The 25,463-nt window shown below is 37.4% G+C and carries 22 protein-coding genes; 16 read left to right on the top strand and 6 right to left on the bottom strand.

Features of this window, described 5'->3' with window-relative positions; all coding sequences use genetic code 11:
• The first annotated feature begins 229 nt into the window (after nucleotides 1-229).
• The 6 genes from ftsE to BK577_RS03990 all read left to right on the top strand — a co-directional run bounded on the left by ftsE (nucleotide 230) and on the right by BK577_RS03990 (nucleotide 6,890).
• Nucleotides 230-916 carry a cell division ATP-binding protein FtsE gene (gene ftsE, locus BK577_RS04015; protein ID WP_026559714.1) on the top strand — a complete coding sequence of 229 codons (687 nt, stop codon included), beginning with the start codon at nucleotides 230-232 and terminating at the stop codon, nucleotides 914-916.
• Nucleotides 909-1,799, top strand: a complete 891-nt coding sequence (gene ftsX / locus BK577_RS04010; protein ID WP_078431733.1) for a permease-like cell division protein FtsX — start codon at nucleotides 909-911, stop codon at nucleotides 1,797-1,799. Before ftsE ends, ftsX begins: the two co-directional genes overlap by 8 nt.
• A gap of 62 nt (nucleotides 1,800-1,861) precedes the next feature.
• On the top strand, nucleotides 1,862-3,202 hold the full coding sequence (locus BK577_RS04005) for a murein hydrolase activator EnvC family protein (protein WP_078431732.1): 1,341 nt from the start codon (nucleotides 1,862-1,864) through the stop codon (nucleotides 3,200-3,202).
• A gap of 490 nt (nucleotides 3,203-3,692) precedes the next feature.
• On the top strand, nucleotides 3,693-5,156 hold the full coding sequence (locus BK577_RS04000; RefSeq protein ID WP_078431731.1) for a S41 family peptidase: 1,464 nt from the start codon (nucleotides 3,693-3,695) through the stop codon (nucleotides 5,154-5,156).
• Nucleotides 5,157-5,285: 129 nt separating this feature from the next.
• A complete protein-coding gene (locus BK577_RS03995; RefSeq protein WP_078431730.1) occupies nucleotides 5,286-5,633 on the top strand; it encodes a swarming motility protein SwrAA in 348 nt (115 codons plus the stop codon).
• An 81-nt stretch (nucleotides 5,634-5,714) separates the two neighbouring features.
• Nucleotides 5,715-6,890 carry a PDZ domain-containing protein gene (locus BK577_RS03990; RefSeq protein ID WP_078431729.1) on the top strand — a complete coding sequence of 392 codons (1,176 nt, stop codon included), beginning with the start codon at nucleotides 5,715-5,717 and terminating at the stop codon, nucleotides 6,888-6,890.
• A 516-nt stretch (nucleotides 6,891-7,406) separates the two neighbouring features.
• On the opposite strand, the gene BK577_RS03985 is transcribed toward BK577_RS03990, so the two are convergent.
• Nucleotides 7,407-8,030 (bottom strand): helix-turn-helix domain-containing protein, encoded by a 624-nt coding sequence (locus tag BK577_RS03985; protein WP_169908083.1) that lies wholly within the window; start codon nucleotides 8,028-8,030, stop codon nucleotides 7,407-7,409.
• 431 nt (nucleotides 8,031-8,461) lie between these two features.
• Between BK577_RS03985 and BK577_RS03980 the strand changes: the two genes are divergently transcribed.
• The 4 genes from BK577_RS03980 to BK577_RS03960 all read left to right on the top strand — a co-directional run bounded on the left by BK577_RS03980 (nucleotide 8,462) and on the right by BK577_RS03960 (nucleotide 11,793).
• Complete coding sequence (locus BK577_RS03980; protein ID WP_078431727.1) at nucleotides 8,462-9,940, top strand: SulP family inorganic anion transporter; 1,479 nt, start codon at nucleotides 8,462-8,464, stop codon at nucleotides 9,938-9,940.
• Nucleotides 9,941-10,094: 154 nt separating this feature from the next.
• A complete protein-coding gene (locus BK577_RS03970) occupies nucleotides 10,095-10,514 on the top strand; it encodes a universal stress protein (RefSeq protein WP_078431725.1) in 420 nt (139 codons plus the stop codon).
• A 261-nt stretch (nucleotides 10,515-10,775) separates the two neighbouring features.
• The gene (locus BK577_RS03965) at nucleotides 10,776-10,970 is read left to right on the top strand and encodes an IDEAL domain-containing protein (protein ID WP_078431724.1); all 195 of its coding nucleotides are present in this window, start codon (nucleotides 10,776-10,778) and stop codon (nucleotides 10,968-10,970) included.
• A 79-nt stretch (nucleotides 10,971-11,049) separates the two neighbouring features.
• Entirely contained in the window at nucleotides 11,050-11,793 is a 744-nt protein-coding gene (locus BK577_RS03960) for a tryptophan-rich sensory protein (RefSeq protein WP_078431723.1), read from the top strand.
• Nucleotides 11,794-11,897: 104 nt separating this feature from the next.
• Here the strand turns inward: BK577_RS03960 and BK577_RS03955 are convergent, their stop codons facing one another.
• Both BK577_RS03955 and BK577_RS03950 read right to left on the bottom strand, forming a co-directional pair.
• On the bottom strand, nucleotides 11,898-12,332 hold the full coding sequence (locus tag BK577_RS03955) for a VOC family protein (RefSeq protein WP_078431722.1): 435 nt from the start codon (nucleotides 12,330-12,332) through the stop codon (nucleotides 11,898-11,900).
• A 236-nt stretch (nucleotides 12,333-12,568) separates the two neighbouring features.
• Nucleotides 12,569-14,203 carry an alkaline phosphatase gene (locus BK577_RS03950; RefSeq protein WP_078431721.1) on the bottom strand — a complete coding sequence of 545 codons (1,635 nt, stop codon included), beginning with the start codon at nucleotides 14,201-14,203 and terminating at the stop codon, nucleotides 12,569-12,571.
• Between the two features lie 464 nt (nucleotides 14,204-14,667).
• On the opposite strand from BK577_RS03950, the gene BK577_RS03945 reads away from it, so the two are divergent.
• Nucleotides 14,668-16,551 (top strand): LTA synthase family protein, encoded by a 1,884-nt coding sequence (locus BK577_RS03945; protein WP_078431720.1) that lies wholly within the window; start codon nucleotides 14,668-14,670, stop codon nucleotides 16,549-16,551.
• Nucleotides 16,552-16,572: 21 nt separating this feature from the next.
• Here the strand turns inward: BK577_RS03945 and BK577_RS03940 are convergent, their stop codons facing one another.
• Entirely contained in the window at nucleotides 16,573-17,397 is an 825-nt protein-coding gene (locus BK577_RS03940; RefSeq protein WP_078431719.1) for an STAS domain-containing protein, read from the bottom strand.
• 208 nt (nucleotides 17,398-17,605) lie between these two features.
• Between BK577_RS03940 and BK577_RS03935 the strand changes: the two genes are divergently transcribed.
• Nucleotides 17,606-18,103 carry a small multi-drug export protein gene (locus tag BK577_RS03935; protein ID WP_078431718.1) on the top strand — a complete coding sequence of 166 codons (498 nt, stop codon included), beginning with the start codon at nucleotides 17,606-17,608 and terminating at the stop codon, nucleotides 18,101-18,103.
• On the opposite strand, the gene BK577_RS03930 is transcribed toward BK577_RS03935, so the two are convergent.
• Together BK577_RS03930 and BK577_RS03925 are read right to left on the bottom strand one after the other, a co-directional pair.
• Nucleotides 18,089-18,685, bottom strand: a complete 597-nt coding sequence (locus tag BK577_RS03930) for a hypothetical protein (RefSeq protein WP_180321202.1) — start codon at nucleotides 18,683-18,685, stop codon at nucleotides 18,089-18,091. The genes BK577_RS03935 and BK577_RS03930 overlap by 15 nt on opposite strands.
• 177 nt (nucleotides 18,686-18,862) lie before the next feature.
• A complete protein-coding gene (locus BK577_RS03925; protein WP_078431717.1) occupies nucleotides 18,863-20,560 on the bottom strand; it encodes a methyl-accepting chemotaxis protein in 1,698 nt (565 codons plus the stop codon).
• 216 nt (nucleotides 20,561-20,776) lie between these two features.
• Between BK577_RS03925 and BK577_RS03920 the strand changes: the two genes are divergently transcribed.
• The 4 genes from BK577_RS03920 (at nucleotide 20,777) to BK577_RS03905 (ending at nucleotide 25,463) form a co-directional block, all read left to right on the top strand.
• Nucleotides 20,777-22,360, top strand: coding sequence for an AraC family transcriptional regulator (locus tag BK577_RS03920; RefSeq protein ID WP_078431716.1), 1,584 nt, complete (start codon nucleotides 20,777-20,779; stop codon nucleotides 22,358-22,360).
• Between the two features lie 105 nt (nucleotides 22,361-22,465).
• Complete coding sequence (locus BK577_RS03915) at nucleotides 22,466-23,425, top strand: ABC transporter substrate-binding protein (RefSeq protein ID WP_078431715.1); 960 nt, start codon at nucleotides 22,466-22,468, stop codon at nucleotides 23,423-23,425.
• A gap of 18 nt (nucleotides 23,426-23,443) precedes the next feature.
• Complete coding sequence (locus BK577_RS03910) at nucleotides 23,444-24,448, top strand: FecCD family ABC transporter permease (protein ID WP_078431714.1); 1,005 nt, start codon at nucleotides 23,444-23,446, stop codon at nucleotides 24,446-24,448.
• Nucleotides 24,441-25,463, top strand: a complete 1,023-nt coding sequence (locus BK577_RS03905; protein WP_425435910.1) for a FecCD family ABC transporter permease — start codon at nucleotides 24,441-24,443, stop codon at nucleotides 25,461-25,463. The genes BK577_RS03910 and BK577_RS03905 overlap by 8 nt, the downstream gene beginning before the upstream one ends.

The raw sequence follows: 25,463 nt of genomic DNA, 5'->3' as shown, positions 1-25,463 counted from the left end.
ATACCATTATTTCAGCAGGAAACTCCTTATATGCCAACGTTTCGACGGCACTTCACACAGATGAAATGAAAATGTAATATAATTTAGTCTATATTTGCCGAAATTTGATGGTATAATTAATTTTGTAATTTAAGGACAAGGGGTTACTATGTCTATTTCGTCGACATTTATCGACAGGTATTGACATAGTTTCAAAGTGTAAAAAAACAACTTTAGGTGGTTTATATCTATGATTGAAATGTCAGAAGTATATAAAACATATCCAAATGGTGTGTTAGCTATAAATGGAATAGATATTATGATAAATCAAGGCGAATTTGTATATGTGGTCGGACCAAGTGGTGCAGGGAAATCGACTTTCATTAAAATGATGTACCGTGAAGAAAAGCCTTCAAGCGGTAAAATCGTAATTAATGGTGTTGATCTTTCAACCCTGAAAGAATCTAAGGTTCCGATGTTACGACGTCAAATCGGTGTCGTTTTCCAGGACTTTAAATTATTACCAAAACTAACAGTCTTTGAAAATGTCGCATTTGCATTAGAAGTTATCGGTGAAAATCCGAAAAGTATTAAAAAGAGAGTGCTAGATGTTTTAGATTTAGTTCAGCTTAAACATAAAGCAAGGTTTTTCCCTGATGAGTTATCTGGTGGGGAGCAGCAGCGTGTGTCCATCGCCCGCTCGATTGTCAACAATCCGGCAGTGATGATCGCGGATGAGCCGACAGGAAACCTTGACCCTGATACATCATGGGAAATTATGAATTTGTTTGAAGAAATTAATAATCGTGGCACAACCATTGTGATGGCAACTCATAATAAAGAAATTGTAAATACATTAAAAAAACGTGTTATTGCTGTTGAAGATGGAAAAATTGTGCGTGACGAAGCAAGAGGGGAGTACGGTATATATGATTAATACTCTTGGCCGTCATTTACGTGAAAGCTTAAAAAGTTTAGCAAGAAATACTTGGATGACATTTGCATCCGTCAGTGCTGTAACAGTCACGTTAATTTTAGTTGGAACATTTCTTGTGATTATGATGAACTTAAATCATGTCGCAGATAATCTTGAACAAGACGTAGAAATTCGCGTGTTAATTGATGTCACTGCAGATGAAAAAGCACAGCAAACTCTGAAAGGCGAAATTGAAAAAATAAGCCAAGTAGATTCGGTTGTTTTTTCACCTAAGGAAAAAGAACTTGAAAACTTAGTGGATAGCTTGGGAGAAGAAGGAAAATCGTTTGAACTATTTGAGCAAAACAATCCGTTGAATGACGTGTTTGTTGTAAAAGCAAAGGAACCGCGTGATACAACTGTTGTTGCTGAGAAAATAGAAAAATTAGAAAATGCGTCAAAAGTTCGTTATGGACAGGATCAGGTTGATAAATTATTCAATGCCATTTCTGTTGCACGTAACATCGGAATTGCCTTAATTATCGGGTTGATTTTCACTGCGATGTTCCTAATTTCAAATACAATCAAAATTACGATTATTGCTCGTAGACGTGAAATTGAAATTATGAAATTAGTTGGTGCAACTAACGGCTTTATCCGCTGGCCATTTTTCCTTGAAGGATTATTATTAGGTGTACTTGGATCAGTTATTCCAATCGTATTAATTAGTGTCAGTTACCAATCATTATATACATGGGCATTACCTAAGCTTCAAGGATCATTTGTTGAAGTATTACCATTTAGCCCGTTTGTGTTCCAAGTTTCAGCTCTATTATTGTTTATTGGTGCGTTGATCGGTGTTTGGGGAAGTTTAATGTCTGTTCGTAAATTCTTAAAAGTGTAAACTAGCAATTTTCTTAATTGCTAGTTTACTAGTTTTTACATAATTATGGGGGAGGATGAATGATGAAAAGAAAGCTAGTTGCGTATAGCTTGGCTGCTGTAGTTGGGACAAGCGGGTTGTTACTTCCGAATAACCACCTCGCCCTTGCAGAAACACTACAGGAAAAGAAGCAGGAAATAGAAAGCAAACAATCAGATGTGTCATCAAGCTTAAGTGAAAAAGAAAGTGAAATCAATGAACTAAAAGGTCAACAGGCAAATATCGATTCGGAGATTCAAAAAATTGACACTCAATATTCAGAAACAAATGGGAAAATTAGAGAGCAAGAAGAAAAAATAAAAGAAACGCAAAAGCAAATCGAAGAGCTAAAAGTACAGATTGCTGAAGTAAAGGCGCGTATTGAAGAGCGCAATAAGTTACTTGAAGATCGGGCACGTGCACTTCAGGAAACAGGTGGAATGATTAGCTATTTAGATGTGCTTCTAGGTGCTCAGGACTTTGGAGATTTTGTTGGTCGTGTAAGTGCTGTATCAACCATTGTAGAAGCTGATCGTGAAATTATTAAAGCACATGAAGCTGATAAACAGCTTTTAGAGCAATCAGAGGCAGATCTAAATAGTAAGCTAAAAGAATTAGAGATAGCTTTAACAGAATTAGAATCTCTTAAAAAGCAATTAGCTGTTCAAAAGAAGAAAAAAGAAGAGTTAATGTCACAAGTTATGCAGAAACAAGATGATGCCCTTCATGAAATACATGAATTGGAAGATGAAGCAGCCTTCCTAGCAGAACAAAAAAGCGCAATTGAAGCAGAAGAAAAACGTCAGCGTGAAGAAGCGGCAAGAGCTGCAGCAGAAGCTAAGAAAAAGGCTGAAGCAGAGGCAGCTGCAGCAGCAGCGGCGAAGTCAAGTTCATCAAGCTCTTCTTCGTCATCATCATCAAGCTCAAGCAGCAGTAGCAGTAGCTCAGCATCATCTCAAAAACCAGCTGTAAGCAGCGGTTCGTTCATGTGGCCGGCATCCGGAACATTTACGTCAGGATATGGTTACCGTGAGCATCCTGTAACAGGCGGGAGAAAACTACATGGCGGAATTGATATTGCCAATAGTGCAGATGTACCAATCGTTGCAGCTGCAAGTGGAACAGTCATTCGCGCAAACTACTCCAGCAGCTTTGGGAATGTTGTATACATTTCTCATAGAATAAATGGACAAGTCTTTACAACTGTTTACGCACACCAAGAAAGACTGATGGTAAGTGCCGGACAATCTGTATCAAAAGGCCAACAAATCGGAATCATGGGGAACACAGGCCGTTCAACAGGACAGCATTTACACTTTGAAATTCATAAAGGTGCATGGAACGGATCTGCGAGTTCTGTAAACCCGTTAAACTATTTACCATAACAATACCCGGATAAAAACCTTCTAAAACAAGTTGTTTTAGGAGGTTTTTTGTGTTTTGAATTGGTTGGGAACTCTGTGGGTTAGGACGGTTTTTCGGTGGTTGGTAGATGAAGGACATAATGTGTGGTGTATAGTTTGGAAATGTCTTTTACAGAGGGGATGAGGGACAAAACAGGTGAGAACCAAAGGAGAAATGTCTTTCATAAGAGGGATGAAGAACAAAACAGATTAGAATCAAACGAGAAAAGTCTTTTATAGAATTTATGAAAGACAAATCAGATGAGAATCAAAAAAGATATGTCTGCCATAATTAGTAAAAGACAAAACAAGCAAACATGCAGTTCGAAGGTCACACAGCTAACCTTACAATCCATCCCAAATTCCCCTCCCAATTGCCTTACATGATTTGGCCAAGCTTGTCATATACTAAAATAGTCTAAAAAAATTAGGAATGACATAACCTGGCGACGTTGGAAATAGGAGGTAAACGATGAATCAGAAAATCACAGCAATGTTAATGACCTTAGCCCTAATAGTTGGCGCTGGTGGTATGTATGTAGGAATGGATTTAACGGAAGACAAATCGTCACAAGAGGTTGAGGCGGTCCCAACCTTTGGAAACGTGTTTCAAGCTGAAGAAGAACAACAAGCAACAGAAAGTGAAGGGTTTGAAAAGTTTCAGCAGGCACTTGAATTAATTTCAACAAAATATGTGGAGGAAGTGGATCAGGAAGAACTTTTAGAAGGTGCGATACAGGGCATGCTTTCTACATTGGATGATCCTTACTCTGTGTATATGGATAAAGACACAGCTAAGCAATTCTCTCAATCACTTGATTCATCCTTCGAAGGAATCGGTGCAGAGGTCGGGATGAATGATGGTAAAGTAACGATTGTGTCTCCTTTTAAAGGATCGCCGGCTGAAAAAGCAGGTCTACAACCAAATGATCAGATCATCAGCATTAATGGAGAAAATGTTGAAGGGTTGGACCTTCATGAAACTGTTTTAAAAATTCGCGGCAAAAAAGGAACAAAGGTAGCCATTGAAGTGCTTCGTCCAAACTCAAGGGAAAAGCTAACGTTTGATGTTGTTCGCGATGAAATCCCACTTGAAACAGTGTTTGGATCAACGAAGGAATATCAAGGTAAAAAGGTTGGGTATATTGAGGTTACGTCCTTCTCGGAGAATACAGCAGACGATTTCAAAAACACTTTATCTAAGCTTGAAAAAGAAAAGATTGAAGGTCTTGTATTAGATGTTCGTGGAAATCCAGGTGGATACTTACAAAGCGTTGAGGAAATTCTAAAGCAGTTTGTGACAAAGGATTCTCCATATATTCAAATTGAGGAGCGAAATGGTGATAAAAAGCGCTATTTCTCAACACTTTCCAAGAAAAAGGAGTATCCGGTAACAGTCTTGATTGATAAAGGTAGTGCTTCAGCTTCTGAAATCCTTGCTGGTGCGTTAAAAGAAGCGTCAGGCTATGATATTGTTGGTGTTACTTCATTTGGAAAAGGAACCGTTCAGCAGGCAGTTCCGATGGGGGATGGAAGTAACATTAAATTAACGCTCTACAAATGGTTAACACCGGAAGGTAATTGGATTCACAAAAAAGGAGTCGAGCCGACAATAAAAGTTGAGCAACCGGAATTGTATCAGGCCAGCCCACTCCAAATTGAAAAACCATTAGTACCTGATATGAACAATGAACAGGTCAAAACGGCGCAAGTTGCGTTAAAAGGATTAGGTTTTGAACCTGAAAGGGAAGATGGGTATTTTAGTAAAGGAACGGAAACTGCTGTAAAGGCTTTTCAACAGACAAATGAACTTCCGATTAGCGGAAAAATTGACCAACAAACAGCTAATACGCTGAACCAAAAAGTATTGGAGCAAAGAGAAAAAGAAGAGAATGATTTACAACTGAAGATGGCGATTAAAGCTCTTTTTAAATAAGGATGGAATAAGAACTGGCTGATGCTAGTTCTTATTTTTCGTTTAAGGTCGTAAAAATCCAAGTGTTTCCGAACTTATATAGTAGATCATATTCGTCGTATTCGGTGAAATTTGGGAGGTTTTATGTTAATGAGAAATTCAAGCTTTCAAAAGGAGCAGGTATATCAGGAGATTTTTACACAATTAACCGAAAGCAGTTCGGCACAGCCTTTTCATTCGAGCCCAAGTAAGCCGATTAGGCTATTTAGCATGTATGTGGCAAACTACACGTCAATTAAAAAGGTAGAACAAATTGATGAAAACTGTGTAAATGAGTATTTCCAATACTTGCTGCAAAATCATAAGCGTTTATCACTTTCTTTAAGTGATATTAAAAAGTCGATGAAAGTGATTGTGGATTTACTAGGAATGGAAGAAGAGCAAAACTTTCGTGATTTCTCTCTTTCGAACAGCAGTCTCTGGGAGAACTTAAAATAAGCATACTCAATTATACCTTGAGATGGTAAAATATGAGTAACCTAGTAGATACGGGTAGAAACAGTAAGGTGGGATTCTGTTTTGGTTGAAAATTGGTTACTAGAGTTGCTGTGGGCAATTGGTCGCTTTTTTATCCATCCGCTATTTTATTTATTTTTCCTTATTTCATTCATGTATGGCATGCTTCGTATTAAGCGTGAGCGAAGTTCTTTTCATATTCGTGTACAGGATATATATGATGAAATGAAGTTTACGTATACAAAGGGACTTTTGATGGGACTGTTTGTCTCGATCGCGATTTTCGCGCTTGGTCTGAGTCTTCCGTTTGGAACAGTTGTTATTTTGGCCATCATAACAGCGGTGCTGAGTTTTTCACTTCAGCTAAGATGGTTGTCGACTGCCTTTATCATCGGGCTAACATTATTGGCTGTTGCGTTCATTCCGGATCAATTAGAGTCTTTTTTTGTGGGCTTTTCCGGGACAAGCCTTGCTTCTCTTAGTATTTTAGCAGGAATTTTGCTTGTTGCTGAGGGAATATTGGTGATGCGAACAGCACATCAGAATACATCTCCTTTTTTAAAAACGAGTACAAGAGGATTGCCGATCGGTATCCATCAGGCAAATCGAACGTGGATGCTGCCGCTTCTCCTTTTAGTTCCTGGTGGAGATTTAACTTCATCTTTAACATGGTGGCCGGTTTTATCCATTAATGGTGAGCCGTTCTTATTACTGGTGATTCCCTTTTTCTTAGGATTTAGCCAGCGAGTTCAAGGTTCCCTGCCGAAAGAGAGCATAAACACAACAGGACAGCGGGTTATGTGGCTCGGTGTGATTACGCTAGTATTAGCTGCAGGCAGTATTTGGTGGACACCGCTAGCATTTATAGCTGTAGGTACTGCAATGGTAGGTCGTGAATTCATTACCATTCGTCAACGAATGAATGATGCTTCTGCCGCCTTTTATTTTTCAAAACGGGATCATGGCTTAATGATATTAGGGATCCTGCCGCAATCTCCTGCAGAAAAGATGAATCTCAAGGTAGGCGAAATCATCATGAAAGTAAACGGATATTCTGTTCACACCGTTGATGAGTTTTATCAAGCCCTACAAAAAAACCGTGCATTCTGTAAACTGGAAGTCATTGGCTTCAACGGAGAAATCCGCTTCGACCAGCGTGCATTATATGATGGTGAGCACCATGAATTAGGAATACTTTTTGTACAAGACCATAAGAAGTGGGAAGACGAAGCCGTATAATTGTGTAATTGCGCATAAATTGTAACGAAATGCACTTAGAGTGATTCAAAAATAGTCGCAATATCCAGTAAAGGTGAAAAGAATAATTATTTAACTAACACATATAATGAAAAATAACCGCAGTGCGCCAACACTACGGTTATCTATTCAATTGCGATTCGCAGTAATAAGGTTTTATACTTGAGAGTAATTCACCCCTGTCGCCAACAGCAGGGTGAATTACTCTTTTGTTTTCTCAATTAATAGGACGATTAAAGTTACTAATGCTATCATAAACATTGCTGTATTCATGTCCATCAGTTGCACCTCCCTTATGAGAGGCTAAGACCGTCAACCCTTATGCGAGTGTCTTTTTGTCATCGCAGAAAAAGTGGACCTGTCTTCCCAATCGTGATTAGAATAAACTTTGGCAGTTATGATATAGGATATTGAGCTTGGTGCATGTCTTATGACTCTTTTTTGAAAATTTTTAATAAAAGTTAAAAATTTTCAACTCTAATGCCAAAAAAGATATGCTTAAGCATCACTAGATTTTTCTCTATATAATATTTCGTTGAGTGGAGGGTAATCAAGGGCATGCCATATTCTAAGAAAGAATTCGATAGATGGTTGTGATTTATTATTCATATAAATGGATAAATTACTTTTATCGATGCCTGTTATTTCTGAAAGTTCTTTCTGAGTCAATTTTCGTTCTTTCATTATTTTCTTGATGTTATTTTTTATCAACCCATCATGATAAAGAATAAGCGGTTCAACATTTTCCTTTGGCGTACTCCCTAGTTTTTTTGCTGCTTCATTTAAAATGGGAAGAAACTCTGGAAGAGATTCATACAATTTCCTGGTTATTTCTTTGGGTTTATGAGCATCAATGTTGTCTAGCATAGAATCGATAAAATACATGGTTGCCCCCTTGATAAAATCTTCCGGGGTATACTCAACATTTATTTTATCCATTTTAGCTTCCACATTGGCATAGGTCGTATAGGACTGTAGCTTTTCAAAATTCTCCTTTTTGAAACCTACTTTTACATATACAAACCCATCATCTTCCGGTGTACCCTCTGTGTCTGTTGTGTCATTTTCGCCAAAGCCCATATACACAACTTTAGAATGATCGGCATTATTTTTTTTCCTCATGTTCATGTATATCGCCTCCTAAACGTGGACAAGATATGCTTAACAAAAAAAGAGAGGTGCTAAACGTGACAAAAGATGAAAGAAAAGACGTAACAAGAGATATAGGCGGCACTGGAAAGCGTTCGTAATTTTTTTAACAACTTGGTTGGTTCTCCCTTTCCAAACAAAAAAATGCCGACACGATCTGTGTCTTTTTTATTATATGCCAATTTAATGGCTCTTATTAATTTCAATTGAAAAACGGGACAGAGGGACAGGTACCTCGTCCCGTTTTTTTATTTGGGACGAGGAACCTGTCCCCCCGACCCACATTAAACTTCACAAACCATCCAAAATAGTTTATAATGCAATTTGTTAACAACGGTCCCGACTTTCATGAGAGTTGAAAGTCATTAACTTATATAAAAAAATGAAAAGGGAGAGGATTTTTTTTGGATGTAAGTACAATTAAATATTCTTGGTTTGGAAATATTAAAGGCGATGTTTTAGCAGGTATTGTGGTGGCACTAGCTCTAATTCCTGAGGCTATTGCTTTCTCAATTATTGCTGGTGTAGATCCTATGATTGGTTTGTATGCGTCGTTTTGTATTGCTGTGACCATAGCATTTGTTGGGGGACGTCCGGGAATGATTTCAGCTGCAACAGGTGCAACAGCTTTGTTGATGACGACATTAGTTGCTGATTATGGTTTGCAATATTTACTTGCAGCCACTATTTTGACTGGAGTTATTCAAATCATCATGGGTGTATTAAAGTTAGGAAGGCTAATGAAATTTGTGCCTCGTTCTGTTATGACAGGTTTTGTAAATGCGCTAGCTATTCTAATTTTTACAGCACAATTACCTCATTTTGTAGGTGAATCATGGCCGATGTTTGCGATGGTAGCTGGAGCGCTTGCGATTATTTACATTCTGCCGCGTTTCACAAAGGCTGTTCCATCTCCATTGGTTGCGATCATTGTGATTAGTCTAATTGCGGTTATGACTGGAAGTAACGTTAGGACTGTAGGGGATATGGGTGAGTTATCACAAACATTGCCAATCTTTTTACTTCCTGATATTCCTTTAAATTTTGAAACATTACAAATCATTTTTCCTTATTCTTTATCAATTGCAATTGTTGGGTTAGTTGAGTCTTTACTAACAGCTCAAATTGTCGATGATATGACAGATACAGGAAGTGACAAAAACAAAGAAGCACGTGGACAGGGAATTGCCAATATCGTCTCAGGTTTCTTTGGTGGTATGGCAGGATGCGCGATGATCGGCCAATCTGTTATTAATGTGAAATCAGGTGGTAGAGGTCGTTTATCAACATTTGTGGCCGGGGCTTTCTTGATGGTTTTAATCCTGCTGTTAAATGACGTTCTTGTCCAAATTCCAATGGCTGCTCTTGTAGGGGTTATGATTATGGTATCAATCGGTACATTTGATTGGTCAGCATTAAAAACTCTGCATAAGGTACCTTTAACTGATACATTAGTTATGGTAGTGACAGTTATTACGGTGATTATGACACATGATTTATCTAAAGGTGTTCTTGTCGGCATTATTTTAAGTGCGATCTTCTTCGCGGCTAAAATATCTAAAGTGAAGATTACAACATTATCTACAGGTCAATCTGATAAAAAGATATACCGGGTGACGGGTCAACTATTCTTTGCTTCTGTTACTGACTTTGTGGAAAGCTTTGATTATAAAGAAGATGTAAAAGAAGTTGACTTAGATTTAACAAACGCACATTTGTGGGATGATTCGGCAGTTGGTGCTATTGATAAAATCGTTTTAAAATACCATCAAAATGGTGTGAAAGTTAATTTACTTGGTGTAAATACGGAAAGCAATAAGCTTTTAGAAAAAATATCTGTTCATAATAAACCGGGCGGTCTTAGTAAAGTAACAAATCATTAAGAATGTGAATATAAAAGAACATCAAATCTATTTTGGTGTTCTTTTTTTGCGCTATATAAGCTAGGACTTTCATTAAAATGAATTGTAAACGCTTTAATTATTGCTAATGCACCAATATAATAGATGTATAATGCTGGATGAAAGAGGGGATTATATGTTTCGTCATATTTTACTTCCAACTGATGGATCCATCCACTCAATTAGAGCTGCTGAGAAAGCAATTCAGATTGCCAAGCTGAGCGAAAACAGTGAAATTGAAGTCATTTATGTCGTAGATGGAAACACCTCGAAACAAGATGTGTTGAGAAGTTGGGATTCAGCAGGTATTAGAGAAAGCAGAGAAAAGAAACTTCATGCAACCGTTAATCTAGCTAATAACGCAGGTGTGAAATATGCTATTAAGATCTTAAGAGGAGATCCTGCCAACACTATTTTAACATATGCTAAAGAAAAACCATTCGATTTAATTGTAATGGGAAGCAGAGGGCTTAATTCTTTTCAGGAAATGCTGTTGGGAAGTGTAAGTCACCGGGTTACAAAGCATGCTCAATGTCCAGTTTTGATTGTTAAATAGAAGTTTGAGGTTTTCACGGCTAACTAGTAGTAAATTTAGCCCCACAATCGTAAAACACGTAGGTTAACTTGGTTTTAGTAAAAACCAAATCAGAGCTATCCATATAATATAAATAATATCCCAAAGTGTGCAAGTTTAAACATGTTATTAAAAGAAATTTTTCAGAGATTAGTAAACTTGCAAACTCTTTAGCCCACTTAAATGTTTCGGATTATAAAATCTGGTTAATATAAATAGAAAAAGATCAAGGAGTTGTTTTTTATGAAAAAGGATTTGTTTCGTTCACAACAGCCTGATGTCACAATTATAGATTCTATATCTGCTGAAATCGTATTGGAAAAGGCTTTACTAGAATTCCGAAAAAAGAAAATTCAACAGAAAATTGACCAATCCTTACAAGATAAAAACAAAAGTGAATTCCTGCGATTAACGGAAAAGTTGAAAAATATTTCTTAGTATGTAAAGGGGAAAACCTAAATATAATCGAAGTAGCAAGAAGGTAGGAAGCCAATCATCCTTGAAAGGTGGAACTCGGTTGAATCGTTTTAGGTTTTATGCCATTTTAAATGTAATTGGATTACTAACTGTTTTAACAGTGAATTACTTAGCGAATGCATTGCCAATTGGTGGTCAAACAACAGGAGAAGTATCAGACAAGGTGTTTACACTCTTTACCCCTGCAGGATATGCGTTTGCTATATGGGGATTGATTTATTTTCTGCTGACCGTATGGGTCATTCGTCAATTTTTTGTAGATGACGAGCAAAAGGAAAACTATCGGAAAATTGGTGTTTGGTTCTTTATAAATGCCATTCTTAACAGCTTATGGGTTATTGTGTTTCAATACGAGTACTTTAATGTATCAATTTTTATCATGTTAGGGATTTTGCTTACACTGATCATCATCTATAAGATTATTCAACATTTACCTCATTCAACTTGGTTTATGAGGTTTCCCTTTTCTGTGTATATTGGCTGGATCTCAGTTGCCACAATCGTCAATGTATTCGTTATTTTTGAAGCGAATGGTATTGAACAATTTTGGGGTTTAAATGAACAAATGTGGGCGATTATAATGCTGATTGTCGGTGCAATACTGGGAGTCGTTTTTACGTTAACACAGCATGACATTGCTTATTCCCTTGTTTTTATATGGGCATTTATCGCGATTATGGTGGAACAAAGTGACCATCCTGCAATTGTTACAGCAAGTAAGGTGGCTGTTGTGTTACTTGTTGTTGGGATTGTGATAGAGGTTATTAGGAGATTTAGAAAGTAAGAAGAAAGAAGGCCAAAATGTCATTTATATTGGCATATAAAAAACAAAGAACTAGCCTTGGCGAGTTCTTTGTTTAGGTTGTAGCTAAAGAACCAATATTTTAATCAACTATCTCTTTTTTCCTGCCAAATTCGTATACGATCTTCATGACTCACTACTTTATGAATTTGGTGAAGCATCCATACATAGCCAAAAGAGTCCATAAACATTGCATTTGACAATCCGTAATCAGGTAGGTCAGTAACCGGTTGGATCTCCGTACATCCCAAACTCATTGCCTTTGTATATGTTTCCTTGATATCAGGGACAGTGACGTTAAACCAAATTGTTTTAGGGTCATCTTGGGTTGGTGCAACCAATTGAAATTCCGGATTTTCATCCAACATGTGAAAGCGTACACCGTAAAGGGTAAAAACGGCTTCATTTGTACCTTTTGGTAAATCTGAAACCTCAACACGTTCGATTTCAAATATCTTTTCGTATAATTCCAATGCTTTTATACTATCTGTCACAACCAAATCAATTTCTACTCCTACCATTATGAACGCACTCCCTTTATAAGTTGATCGTTATCCATTTTTCATCATTTTCTTCTAGCTTGTCATTATGTATACCTAATTCATATGTTAACACAGTTAATAGGGTTTTCATTTTTAAATTATCTTAACCTTGATTGAATAACCATTATGAAAATGATAGTTGTAACGGTATCTCAAAACAACCAGAATATTAAAGATGAAAAAACCCCATCGTATGGATGAGGTTTTCAACATTATTATTTCCCTTTTTTCACAAGTTGAATCGCTTCTTTTGATACATAGAATTCTCCATTACTTTGAACAGTAACAGTTTCTAGATCAATTTCTTTTCCATTCATAATTAACACGTTTTTATTAACAGGGAATTGAGCGTTTGTTTTTCCTTTTGTCACAACTAATACAGGGTTAGTTGCATCAGCTGAATCTACTTTTACTTTGGCGCCGATTTTCTTGAATTCAGCTTCAGCATTTACAAATACTTGGTTATCTAATTTCTTTAAGTCAAATCCCATTGCTTTTGCAGCAGAATGGGCAATCTCTGTATTCTCGACCAATCCTGTTGGGCTTCCAGGGCCAAATGAATACAGGAATAAATCTTCACCAGTATGACCGCCTGTTGTAAAGCCGATGTTAGCACGATTTGCAAGTAATTGTACAAGTGTTTTACCTAAATCTTTTGATTCTTGGATGGCTTTTGTTTCTTCTTGTGTAGGATTGTCAATTCCGTATAATGCGGCAACTTCCAACACATTTGATTTATCAGATTTTAGTTGCTTTAAAGCACCTTCCAGCGTCATTTCTGCTTCTTTAAGTGGATCAATATAAGTAGAAACAGGGATAGAAGGATAAGATCCGCTTGTATTTTGGTTTCCGATGGAAATTCCGCTGTTTCCATGATCAGATACGGCAACAATCATCGTATTCTTATTCTTTTTCGCAAAATCCAGTGCTTCTTTTACAGCTGCGTCAAATGAAAGAGTATCACTGATCATTCCGATCGGATCATTTGCATGTGCAGCCCAATCAGGTTTGCTTCCTTCAACAAATAAGAAGAATCCGTCTTTATCTTTTGAAAGAGTTGAAATGGCCTTTTTCGTCATTTCAGCAAGTGTTGGTTCATCTGGATTTGTTTGTTCACGATCCATATCATAAGCAAGTGCAGATGGTGCGAATGATCCCCATAGCTTGCTTGATTTTGAGTTTAATAGCTCATCACGTGTTTCAACAAGATCATAACCTTTATTGTCAATAACCTCTACCAGGTTTTCACCGTCTTTACGGTTTTCAGCTAATAAAGAATTTTTACCGCCGCCTAAGACAACATCCATATCCTGGTATACTTGTTGCTCGGCAATGCTGTCATAGTCACTTCTGTGTGCTGCATGTGAAGAAAATGCAGCAGGTGTTGCGTGTTGTATTTCAGATGTTGAGATAATTCCTGTTGCTTTTCCGCTTATTTTTGCACCTTCTAATACGTTTGCAACAGGTTTGTAAGGGTTATCTGCTAAATCAGCATCGACTCCGGGATTGGCCACTTTTTCAGGGAGTACGCCCACAAATTTATCATTTGATTTATTGCCTGTTGCCATTGCTGTTCCTGCCGGTGCTGAGTCAGTAATTGCAGACTCAGCTGAGTATGTACGAACGCCTCCAGTTAAAATCTCATCCATTGCAAGCGGTTGTCCTTTATACCATCTTGCAAGAGTTGTTGTACTGGAGCTAACACCATCCATCACAAGGACAATGACGTTTTTTGCCTTTTGAGAATCTTTTTTTGCTTCAACTTTTTCGTTAGCTGAAGAGAAACCGAGTGAACCGAGTGCTAAGGTACTTGCAAGTGTAATTCCAACGACTTTTTTGTTTAATTTCATGAATGTTTCCTCCAATATTTGCTTCATTTTCGGTGATTGTGGGTAATGGTTAATGAAGAATGTTAAATCTAGTAAATGTAACGATCAACTCCTATGAATATGTTCTATAGCCCTTATGCTTACGTAATTATAAGTTCACTATGTAAACTGGACGTTAAGGAATTGTAAAGTTTAAGAAGATTGATAAAAACAGTATTTTTATCCTGATTTTAAAAAAAGTAGAATGGAATCTTGTATTTAGCGGGAGGTTGGATTATTACCAAAGAAATGATATTTATGAAAAGGTAGTTTAGATGTTTTTTATTGTAAGTCTAAGGGAAAACGTTGATTATGATGATCATAAAATGCCCAACAACCCTTATTTGATTGTGGGTCAAGGAACCTGTCCCTACGTCCCACTTGAAAATATAGGGAGAGAGAGGTATTTTTATTATAGGAATAGTTTTGTTTAAGCGGGGGTAGCAATGCAGACTGAAAAATTATGGAGCAAGTATGTTTTCTTGAGTGTGGCCACAGTTTTTATGTGGGTGAAGACATATATTGTGTATCGAACAGGTTTTGATTTAAAAATAGAAAATGCGATGCAATCTTTTATTCTCTTAATTAATCCATTAAGCTTCTTTTTATTAGTTTTTGGGTTTGGTTTATTTATGAAGCAGAGGATAAGACATATATACATAATCGTTGTTAGTACACTTGGGACGATTTTGTTAATTTCGAATATGAGTTTTTATAGTTTTTACAATGATTTTCTGACCATCCCGGTATTATTTCAATCAAGTAATATGGGGGATCTTGATAGTAGTATTCAAGAAATCGTGAAGCCGAGCTATTTCCTTATGTTTGTTGATATTCTTATTTTGATTTGGTTAGCGAGAAAAAATAGACATAAAGATGACGGTGCTGTGACGGTTAAGGAAAGAAGATCATATTTTCTCGTTGTTTGTGTCGTGTTTATATTCAATGTAGGATTAGCTGAAATACAGCGTCCGCAGTTTTTAACCCGTTCATTTGACAGAGAAATCTTAGTGAAAAACATTGGGATCTTTAATTTCCATATATATGATGGAATTGTGCAATCAGCAACAACGGCACAGAGAGCACTGGCAGATAGTGATGAGCTTGTGGAAATTCAAAACTATGTGAATGCAAATGAAAAAAAGCCGAGTGAAGAGATGTTTGGAATTGCAAAAGATCGTAATGTGATTTTTGTTTCATTAGAATCGACACAAAGCTTTGTGTTGAATGAAACATTAAATGGCAAGGAGATTACACCATTTTTGAATGATTTTTTAAATGAAAGTTATTACTTTGAAAATTTTTACCACCAAACAGAACAGGGGAAAACGTCAGATTCGGAATTTATTGTGGCGAATTCATTATACCCGCTGGGACGCGGTTCTGTCTTTTTTACAAATAGTGAAAATGAGTACAATGCAACACCTGAAATTTTAAAGGATTATGGCTATTACTCCGCGACATTTCATGCGAATAATGCGACCTTTTGGAACAGAGATATCGTGTATGATTCCTTTGAGGTGGATACATTTTTTGATATCGAAAGCTATGACATCACACCTGAAAATTCATTTGGATGGGGCTTAAAGGATAAGGAGTTCTTCGAGCAAACGGTTGATTTGATGAAAACATTGCCACAGCCTTTTTATAGCTACTCGATTACACTGACAAATCATTTTCCTTTTGAGCTTGAGGAAGAAGATAAGTTTATTGATGAATATGATTCAAATAGTGAGATCTTCAACCGATATCTTCAAACGGTTCGCTACCAGGATGAAGCATTAAAACGATTTATTGAGAAATTAAAAGAAGAAAACCTGTATGAAAATTCAATTATCGTCTTAATGGGTGATCATTATGGAATTTCAGAAAATCATAATGAGGCATTAGCGCAATTTTTAGGAAAAGATGAGATTACACTATATGATACGATTCAGCTTCAACGTGTACCATTTATCATTCATATACCTGGTCTTACAAATCAGCATCCGGAATTGATTTCAGATATTTCAGGTCAAATTGATGTAAAGCCGACTCTTTTACATTTGTTAGGGGTTGATACGACTGAGAGGATTCAATTTGGTCAGGATTTGTTTTCACCAGAGCGAACTCCATTTGCTGTATTAAGAAATGGAAGCTTTATCACAGAGGATTATATTTCTGTTTCAACTTTGTGTTATGATCGTGAATCAGGTGAAGAGATTGAACGTGAAGGAACGTGTGATGTCTACGAGGACATGGCTCATCATGAGCTGAGTTTTTCAGATAAAATTATTTATGGGGATTTGCTAAGATTTTATAATAAAGAAGAGGAAAGTGTGGAGGAGTAGCTTCCACACTTTTTTGATGGATTAAAGTACCAAGTATTTAGTTAAAGCTTGCTGCAAAGTTCCTAGAGTTTCTGTTCTGTTGTCAAAGGAAACTCCGAGATGGATCACTTTCCGTACAACTTCTTTTCTCAATCCAGTAATTACGGAATTACAGCCCATCATGGAAGCACCATGGATGATTTTTAATAGATGTTCAATAACATTAGGTTCCATATCTGCAATACCTGATAAATCAATAATCAATGTTTGAATACGTGATATGCCAATTTCAGTTAAAACCTTTTCTTCCAGAATATTTGTCCGGTATTCATCAATTGACCCGATCAAAGGTAGAATACAAACAGATGAATTAATCGGGATAATCGGGACAGAAAGGTTCTCTACTAATTTTCTGTGTGCTTTGATCAAAGAATCTTTGTATGTAGAATAACTAATAAAAAAGCTATTTAAAAATTCATCAATGTGATTATTTATTTTCTTTTCAAGGGTAAAAAAGTCAGCTACAATTTTCCCGTTTGTATATTCGTTATACTTTTCGATAAAATACCACACAGTCCTGCGGATTGCTTGAATCCATTCAAGTTTAAATGTTAAATCAATGGAATGTGTAGACCAGGCGATGCCTTCTTGTTTTGCAAAGAGTTGCAACTCTTTTTCCTTGCCGTCAACGATATACGTAACAAGCTTTTTCGCATTATTAACGAGATCAATGTTACCAATTGCCAGGATTTCATCAATCTTATCTGTTACATTGACTGCTTCCGCCAATAATCTCTCTTCAAAATTTTGAATATTGTTTTCAAAGAATTGTTTAAGTTCATATGATTCCTGGAATTTGAATTTCATTACTTTTCCCCCTTATGCTGAATTTTTGAAATTCAATACCTTCCTTTTATTTTAAGCCATTCCTAGAGAAAAAGAAAATGCATTGCTTCAATATAATGAGGTTGGGAACTTTTGCTAAGGATAATCGTATTACATAATAACCTGAGTATCCATTTATTTTGAATTAAGATCTACATCAGTTAGTGATATTGAAGGAGGAAAAGAATTCGTGAGTATTATTTTAGCGTATGTCATTATTTTTTTGTTAGGGGCGACACCATTTTTTGAGGTAGTCGGGGTAATTCCAATCGGAGTTGCAGCAGGACTGCCGGCACTTCCTGTGGCCATTCTTGCGTTATTGGGGAATATTCTGACCCTTTGGTTACTCATCTTATTAATGGACCGAGTAAAAGAGTGGTTACAAAGACGTAAGGAAAAGAAAGGCAAAGAAGTATCAGACAAAAAGCAGAAGCGAGCAGAATCAATTTGGAAAAAGTACGGTTTGCCTGGATTAACATTTGTTGCGCCATTTTTGATCGGTAGCCATCTTGGTGTTATTTTAGCAATGAGCTTTGGAGGCACAAGAAAACAAATCTTCTTTTGGATCACAGTTAGTGTTGTTTTCTGGGCAGTTGTGATGGGGCTTCTATCGTATTTCGGCTTTGACTTATTATTTACCCAAACCGGACAGGACGGTTTCCTGAAAAATATATTAGATACTGAGTGAGGAACGGGGGGACAGGTCCCTTGTCCCATGTGGGACAAGAGACCTGTCCCTCTGTTCCAACTCACGATAGTTCCTAAGTTTCCCCTCATAAACAAGATGAAAATCGTTTCCTTTAATGAGGTCCTGTGGTGTTATAAGTGAAAGGGGTTTAGAGAAATGAACACATTCACACTCTTGCAGGACAGTTGCAACAAATTGTGAACAGAAAAAAGCATATTTTCTATTTAGTTGTTTGTTTAATAGAATGGCAAATAAGCCTAGCAGGTTATAACGGTACAGGGACTTTTCGTCATTTATTTTTTGTATGAAGCATTTCATTTCTTCATATTGAATAGTAGAGACTGTACAGCTGTATACCCGACATGTTGCTAGATTGAAAAAATGCGATTCTATATTTTCTTTCACAAAGCCGCCAATGAAGGGGTTTGAAGGTGTTTTTCTTCCAAAACTGTATACTTCTGATAAAGAACGGTCAAAAGAAATGGATGCATGATTGAACGATTTTTTTGTATATAATTTGATAAGTCTAGTAAACAATGTTCCAGTGTCAGTAAGTAAAATATAAATCTTTTTTTCATCCACCGTAAATTCCTCCCCTCAAGTAACCCAAATCCTATTATCAAGAATCCAGGCAATTGAATGAAGAATCTGTGGCTGTATTTCGCTCTAAGTCTTTAGGCTTAGAAGGGACAGAGGGACAGGTTCCTTGACCCAGAATGTTGGGACGAGGAACCTGTCCCCCCGGACCAGCCTCTATTCCTACAATTTAAATCTCTGCATTAATACTTTTAGGTCATTGGCTAGGTGTGATAGGCTTGTTGCGCTTGTTGAGACTTGTTTCATGGAATGGTTTGATTGGTCAGCAGATGCTGCTGTTTCTTCTATTCCTGCGGCTGATTGCTCAGATACAGATGCTATTTCTTCAATAGATTGATTAATAATATCACTGTTTTCCGCAAGGTCTCCCAGATTTTCAGAGATGAATTTTACTCCTACCGCTACTTCTGAAAGTGAAGTATCAATTTGTTCGAACGTGTGACCAGTTGTGATGATTTGTTCCTTCCCTTTTTCAACTTCTTTATATCCGTTTTGAAGAGATTGTGTGACAGACTCTGTTTCTTGTTGGATCATCGTAACGATTTGAGTGATATCAGTAACAGAAATCGATACTTGTTCAGCTAATTTCCGTACCTCATCGGCAACAACTGCAAAGCCTTTCCCTTGCTCACCCGCACGTGCTGCTTCAATGGCTGCGTTTAAAGCTAATAAATTAGTTTGCTCTGCAATCGCTTTGATAACGGCAACAAGCTTGGAAATTTCTTGAGATTTTTTATCTAAGCCCATTACTTTTTGGACCGCCTCTTTTACAATGCTATCGATAAGCTCCATTTGTGTAATGGAGGATGTCATTAATTTGCTGCCTTCTGTCGTTAATCCCGTGACTTGTTGTGAGGATGAAAAAACAGATTCACCACGGCTATTTGCTTCCTTAATTTTATTAGAAAAACTCGTCATGGAAGCTAAGACTTCCTGACTGATGCCTGCTTGGGTTTCCGAACCTTTTGCGAGTTCCTGCATGGTAGTCGCGACTTGGTTGCTGCTTTCATTCACTTCTTTTGAAATATGAGTTAAATTTCCACTTTGAGTTGATAATGAATCAGATACTTCACCGATTTTCTGTAGCATATCTCTTAGGTGTTCATTTACATCGTTCGAAGCTTGTACAAGCATACCAATTTGATCTTGGGACGTTGTGGTCAGTGGTTCATGACTTAAGTCTCCGCTTGCGATATCATCCATGCGCATTTTTAGTTGATTAATAGGTTTTGCGATATTTCTTGAAATAAGAATAGACACAAGAATTACGATGATTAATAAAAGAAAACCAAATCCAATGGCGGTTGTAGAAGTCAATTCTGCTTGTTTTGAGGCTTCTTCACCATTTTTCTTGCTTTTTTCACTTCTTGCTAACGCTATTTCAGTCATCTGTTCAACGGTATTGACTAATACCGGTTCGATTTCATTGTTTAGTAATTGCTTGGCTTCCTCTATATTACCTTGTTCATAGGCTGGGAAGAATTCCTCTTCGATGATCTTGTAGACATTTTCTGTTTGTGCTGCAACATCATCGATCGCCGGCGAATCTGATACTTTCACTAATTCTGCTTGAATAGAGAGGCTCGGTTCTTTTAATCCGAAATAAATTTCTTTATATTCCTCTTCCCCTGTCAACAAATAGCCTCTAAGTTCACTTTGTTGCTGGGTTAGGATACCTAATAAGCTGAAATCCGAAGAAAGCAATGGGATATCTTCCTCAGCCAGTTTTTTCGTGTGATCTCCCATCGTTCCGATTGAAGAAATTAAATATACCCCAAAGCCAAATACCAATAATGTAATAAATAAAAATGATGCCATTAGCTTTGCTCTTATACTTTTAAACGCAAGGACATGTTTCATCCTCTTCCCCCTTTTATTGACTTTCTATTTATATCGGCGATTAATATTAAAATTGAAACGGATAAAATTTCCAATAGCGAGAGCGTTCTTTGCCCATACTGGGACGAGGAACCTGTCCCCCTGGACCAGCCTCACTTGACATTGATAATTTTTATCAATTAGACTTAACGGGTATTGATAATCATTTTCATTTATTTGAAGAGAGGAGTACGTTCGTTGGATTTTTGGAATCATTTTATGTATCAGCCTAAGAGTATGATGAAGGGTAGAGCGGGGCATATACCTGCAAAGTTAACGAATTGTTTTGAGCTTTTGGTTGTGATGGAAGGAAAGGGACATATGATGCTCGATCATGATAACATCCTTTTACATCAGCAGGATATTTGTGTGATTCATCCTTCACAGGTATATGAAATATACACAAGTCCAGATGAGTCAATAGATTATATGATTTTTACCTTTGATATTTTTTCAAGTATGCAGACTGAAGGTGAGTCTTTTCATAAATTAGGGAACGATGAACAGTTTCCGTTGCAGGGGAAATTAGCTATTCCTGGTCATTCACATATCATAGAAGAAGTCGAAATTCTATATTCATCAAAAAACAAAGAACAGGTATTTTATCAGAGATTATTGTTTGAAAACATCATCTATAAACTGCTGCAGCATCAAGATGTCCCTCTTGTGAAAGATACGTTTACGGCCATAGAGGAGGCTAAACAATATATTGATTGCCACTTTAATGAACAAATTTCCATTGAATTATTAGCTGAGAAGGCGGATCTTAGTCCAAAATATTTTTCTGCGCTTTTTAAAAAAGAATGTGGAATTAGTGTCAGTGACTTTATAACAAGATTACGAGTGAATGAAGCAAAGCGACGCCTTGTGAGCGGAGATGAGACGGTCCGTCAGATTGCGGCACAGATCGGGTATAGTGATGAGTTTTACTTAAGCCGCAAGTTTAAGAAGGCTGTAGGAATGGCACCGTCTACCTATCGACAGAAACGAAAGCGTAAGGTGGCAGCATATGATTTTTCAAGTATCGGCCATTTACTTGCTCTGCATATTTTCCCATATGCCGCTCCCATTCACCCAAAATGGACGTCCTTCTATTATCAAACCTTTCGAAATGATATCCCTGTGCATTTAAGCGCCTTTCAAATTAATAAGGATTGGGAAACGAACATTGATATTTTAATGAATAACAAGCCGGATATCATCGTGAGTAAAAGTGGTATTACCGTTGAAGAAAAGGAACGTTTATCACAGGTCGCCCCGGTTTTATATTATCCTGAGTCAGTGGATTGGAAGGAGCAATTGCTTTATATGGCAAAGCAATTAGGAGAATTACAGGAAGCGGAAGAATGGCTCCAACACTATGAACATCAAGTCGTGATGATAAGACAACAACTACATAAACATATGGGACAAACGACATTTCTTCCATTGCGTTTTTTCCAAGGGGGCATGTATATAGATCATTCCCGAACAATGAATGAGGTTTTTTATGGTGATCTTCAAATGAAAGCTGCTTTAATTGAAAAAAAGAATGGTGTGATACCAATAGAGGAAATTAGCAAGATTAACCCTGATGCTGTTTTATTAAATATTTGCCAGGAATCACAAACACTCGAAAGGTGGAATGAGTATCAGGAGCAACCCTTGTGGAACAGCTTAGAGGCGGTTCGTTTAAATCGAGTCTATGACATTACATCAGATCCATGGCGGGAATATTCTGCAAGTGCACATGAGCGTGTTTTAAGGGATACACTCACCCTTATGGGAAAAGTCCAAGGATAAAACAAGATAATGTCCATGTTCAGGTTACTGGACTTCATTTATCATTTTAAATGATAATGATTATCATCATCTATTAGGTGATCGATATAAAGGGAGAGAGTGTATATGAAGAAAAATGGTCTATTTATGATATTTTTTGCGTTATTTCTTTTAGCTGCGTGTGGAAATGAGTCTGTTGATTCAACTGCAGGTGAAAAAGAAACAGTTATAGAAACAAGTGAAAGCAATGAGCAGACGATCACTTATTTAAATGAAGAATATACAGTAACAAGCAATCCAACAAAAATCGTAACAGCAAGTCAAGAAGCGATGGAAGATGCAGCGATTTTAGGTGTAAAACCAATCGGAGCAATTGCAACTGGCGGAAAGTTCCCTGAATATCTGGGTGATTCAATGTCCGAAGCAACAGAAATCGGCGAAAAGACACAACCGAGCATTGAAAAATTATTGCAACTAGAGCCGGATGTGATCCTTGGAACATCGAAGTTTCAACCGGAAGTAGCTGAGAAATTAACCGATGTTGCGCCGATGATTCCGATCTCTCATATTTCTACTAATTGGAAGGATAATTTACTAGTTTTAGCTGAGTTAACGGATAAGAAAGAAGAAGCAAATCAAATCATTGCAGATTATGAAAGCTCTATTTCAGAAGTGAAAGAAAAAGTGTCAGGATCAATGGAAGATCAACAAGTTCTCATGATTCGCATTCGTGGAGGAAATCTATTTATCTATTCCCCGGACATTTATTTTAACCCGGTATTATATCAAGATTTAGGACTACCTGTACCTGAAGCTGTCAAGGCTGCGAAAAGCCAGGAAATGATTACATTGGAAAAACTTGCAGAAATCAATCCTGATTACTTATTTGTACAATTCGAAGAACAGGAAAATGCAGAAGCACCTGATAGTTTGAAAGAATTACAGGAAAATGCGATTTGGAAAAGCATGAATGCAGTCAAAAATGAGAATGTATTTGTGAATGCTGTGTCACCTTTAGCAGCTGGTGGAACAGCATGGAGTAAAACAGAGTTCATCAATGTTATCAAAGAAACATTAGCTCAATAATAAAAAGGTGTGGGTTTGATGCAAGGAAGAATGTCTACACGAACGATATTTCTATTATCACCGGTTGCTGTGATTTTATCTTTATTTCTCTCTATTCGCAGCGGGTCAACACCTATTAGCTATGGTGAAATTATGGGAGCATTCCTTTCATATGATCCCGGAAATATGACCCATACGATCATCATGACGTCAAGATTACCCCGTGCGATCGGAGCAATGGTAGTAGGAGCGCTGTTAGCGATGTCGGGAGCCTTAATGCAGGGAATGACAAGGAATTATTTGGCCTCACCTTCCATTATGGGGGTTTCAGATGGAGCAGGATTTGTCATTACACTTGCGGTTATTTTTTTACCGAGCATGTCTTCCTTGCACATGATGGTGTTTTCGTTATTAGGATCAGCCTTAGGTGTCGGCATTGTTTTTGGAATTGCTTCACTGATTCGAAACGGCCTGTCACCTGTGAAGCTGGCCATTATTGGGACAATCATTGGCACTTTCTTTAGCAGCATTTCTTCAGCATTGGCAACCTATTTTCAAGTATCTCAGACGATGAGCTTTTGGTATAACGCGAGGATTCACCAGATAAATACTGATTTACTAGTATTTTCTCTACCATTCGCAGGAATTGGGTTATTACTGGCTCTTTTGCTGGCAAATTCTATTTCGATTTTATCGTTAGGTGAAGAAACGTCTGCAGGCTTGGGACAGCGAAAGGGAATGGTGAAAATGTTCACCATTCTTTCTGTTGTGATGATGACAGGAATTTCAGTTGCTCTTGTTGGTAAAGTTGGGTTTGTTGGCCTTATTATCCCTCATATCACAAGGTTTTTGATTGGCGGCCAATATCGGTCGATTATTCCATGTGCAGGGATTATAGGCGGCGTGTTTTTAACGTTAAGTGATAGTCTAAGTATTTATATTAATTATCCGTATGAAACCCCTATTGGCGTTGTTACAGCCATGCTTGGTGTTCCTTTCTTTTTATATTTAATCAAAACGAAAGGAGGAGCTTCACATGCTTAATATCCAGCAACGTTTTCGACTAACGATGAGTGTTGGCTTTCTTTTTGTTCTGATGCTTTTCTATATCAATTTGTCTTATGGAATCTATGATATGACCTTTAGTCAATTAGTTGAGACGCTTTTTCTGCAGCATGTATCTGAAAAGCTTGATATGGTGGTTTTTCAGCTGCGCTTACCGAGAATGATTTTGGCTGCATTTGTCGGGCTTGGTCTGGGAGTAGCGGGGGCTGTTCTTCAGGGCATTTCGAAAAATAAATTAGCTGACCCGGGGATTTTAGGAATTAATAGCGGGGCAGGTGCTGCCATCGTTGTTTTTATGTTTTTCTTTCAAGGACAACAAGCGAGCACAAGCTGGGTAGCGACAATGACGATGCCTCTATTTGGTCTGCTGGGTGGATTATGTGCCGCGCTGTGTATCTTTTTCATTTCACGGGAAAATGGACGACTTGATTCACAGCGGCTTTTGTTAACGGGGATTGCGATAGGATCGGGCTTTGGGGCATTCACCGTCTTTCTTTCCTTAAAAATGAAGGCCCAAGACTTTGAGATGGCCACAGTGTGGTTATCAGGAAGTATTTATATTGCGAATTGGACCTATATTCTATCGATTATTCCGTGGTTTCTCATCTGCTTGCCCATTATTTTAAGGAAATCGTATTTACTGGATTTGTTCCAGCTTTCAGAGGAATCTCAAATTAGTGTTGGTGTTTCGGTTGAGAAGGAGAAGATCTTTTTATTAATCAGTAGTATAGGACTCGTGAGTGCTTGTGTTTCTGTAGCGGGAAGTATATCCTTCGTTGGTTTAATTTCCCCGCATATTGCGAGATTACTAGTAGGTCACAATCATAAAAACATTGTTCCGCTGTCAGCTTTGATCGGGATGATTTTACTTGTAGGATCCGATTTTATTGGAAAAACAGTTGTTGCTCCCGGGGAAATACCTGTTGGAATCGTTATTGCGATTATCGGCGTGCCTTATTTTGTTTACTTATTATTTAAAAATAAAGAGGTGTAA

It is taken from the genome of Metabacillus halosaccharovorans (genome assembly GCF_002019635.1).
Taxonomy (GTDB): domain Bacteria; phylum Bacillota; class Bacilli; order Bacillales; family Bacillaceae; genus Metabacillus; species Metabacillus halosaccharovorans.
The sequence above is the reverse complement of the archived record's forward strand: the minus strand, read 5'-3'. Positions and strand labels throughout refer to the sequence as shown.

Excerpts from the sequence above, each read along its gene's own strand:
- ftsE (WP_026559714.1), top strand. The coding sequence starts at position 230 with ATGATTGAAATGTCAGAAGTATATAAAACATATCCAAATGGTGTGTTA.
- ftsX (WP_078431733.1), top strand. The coding sequence starts at position 909 with ATGATTAATACTCTTGGCCGTCATTTACGTGAAAGCTTAAAAAGTTTA.
- BK577_RS04005 (WP_078431732.1), top strand. The coding sequence starts at position 1,862 with ATGAAAAGAAAGCTAGTTGCGTATAGCTTGGCTGCTGTAGTTGGGACA.
- BK577_RS04000 (WP_078431731.1), top strand. The coding sequence starts at position 3,693 with ATGAATCAGAAAATCACAGCAATGTTAATGACCTTAGCCCTAATAGTT.
- BK577_RS03995 (WP_078431730.1), top strand. The coding sequence starts at position 5,286 with ATGAGAAATTCAAGCTTTCAAAAGGAGCAGGTATATCAGGAGATTTTT.
- BK577_RS03985 (WP_169908083.1), bottom strand. The coding sequence starts at position 8,030 with ATGAGGAAAAAAAATAATGCCGATCATTCTAAAGTTGTGTATATGGGC.
- BK577_RS03970 (WP_078431725.1), top strand. The coding sequence starts at position 10,095 with ATGTTTCGTCATATTTTACTTCCAACTGATGGATCCATCCACTCAATT.
- BK577_RS03965 (WP_078431724.1), top strand. The coding sequence starts at position 10,776 with ATGAAAAAGGATTTGTTTCGTTCACAACAGCCTGATGTCACAATTATA.
- BK577_RS03955 (WP_078431722.1), bottom strand. The coding sequence starts at position 12,332 with ATGGTAGGAGTAGAAATTGATTTGGTTGTGACAGATAGTATAAAAGCA.
- BK577_RS03950 (WP_078431721.1), bottom strand. The coding sequence starts at position 14,203 with ATGAAATTAAACAAAAAAGTCGTTGGAATTACACTTGCAAGTACCTTA.
- BK577_RS03945 (WP_078431720.1), top strand. The coding sequence starts at position 14,668 with ATGCAGACTGAAAAATTATGGAGCAAGTATGTTTTCTTGAGTGTGGCC.
- BK577_RS03940 (WP_078431719.1), bottom strand. The coding sequence starts at position 17,397 with ATGAAATTCAAATTCCAGGAATCATATGAACTTAAACAATTCTTTGAA.
- BK577_RS03925 (WP_078431717.1), bottom strand. The coding sequence starts at position 20,560 with ATGAAACATGTCCTTGCGTTTAAAAGTATAAGAGCAAAGCTAATGGCA.
- BK577_RS03915 (WP_078431715.1), top strand. The coding sequence starts at position 22,466 with ATGAAGAAAAATGGTCTATTTATGATATTTTTTGCGTTATTTCTTTTA.
- BK577_RS03910 (WP_078431714.1), top strand. The coding sequence starts at position 23,444 with ATGCAAGGAAGAATGTCTACACGAACGATATTTCTATTATCACCGGTT.
- BK577_RS03905 (WP_425435910.1), top strand. The coding sequence starts at position 24,441 with ATGCTTAATATCCAGCAACGTTTTCGACTAACGATGAGTGTTGGCTTT.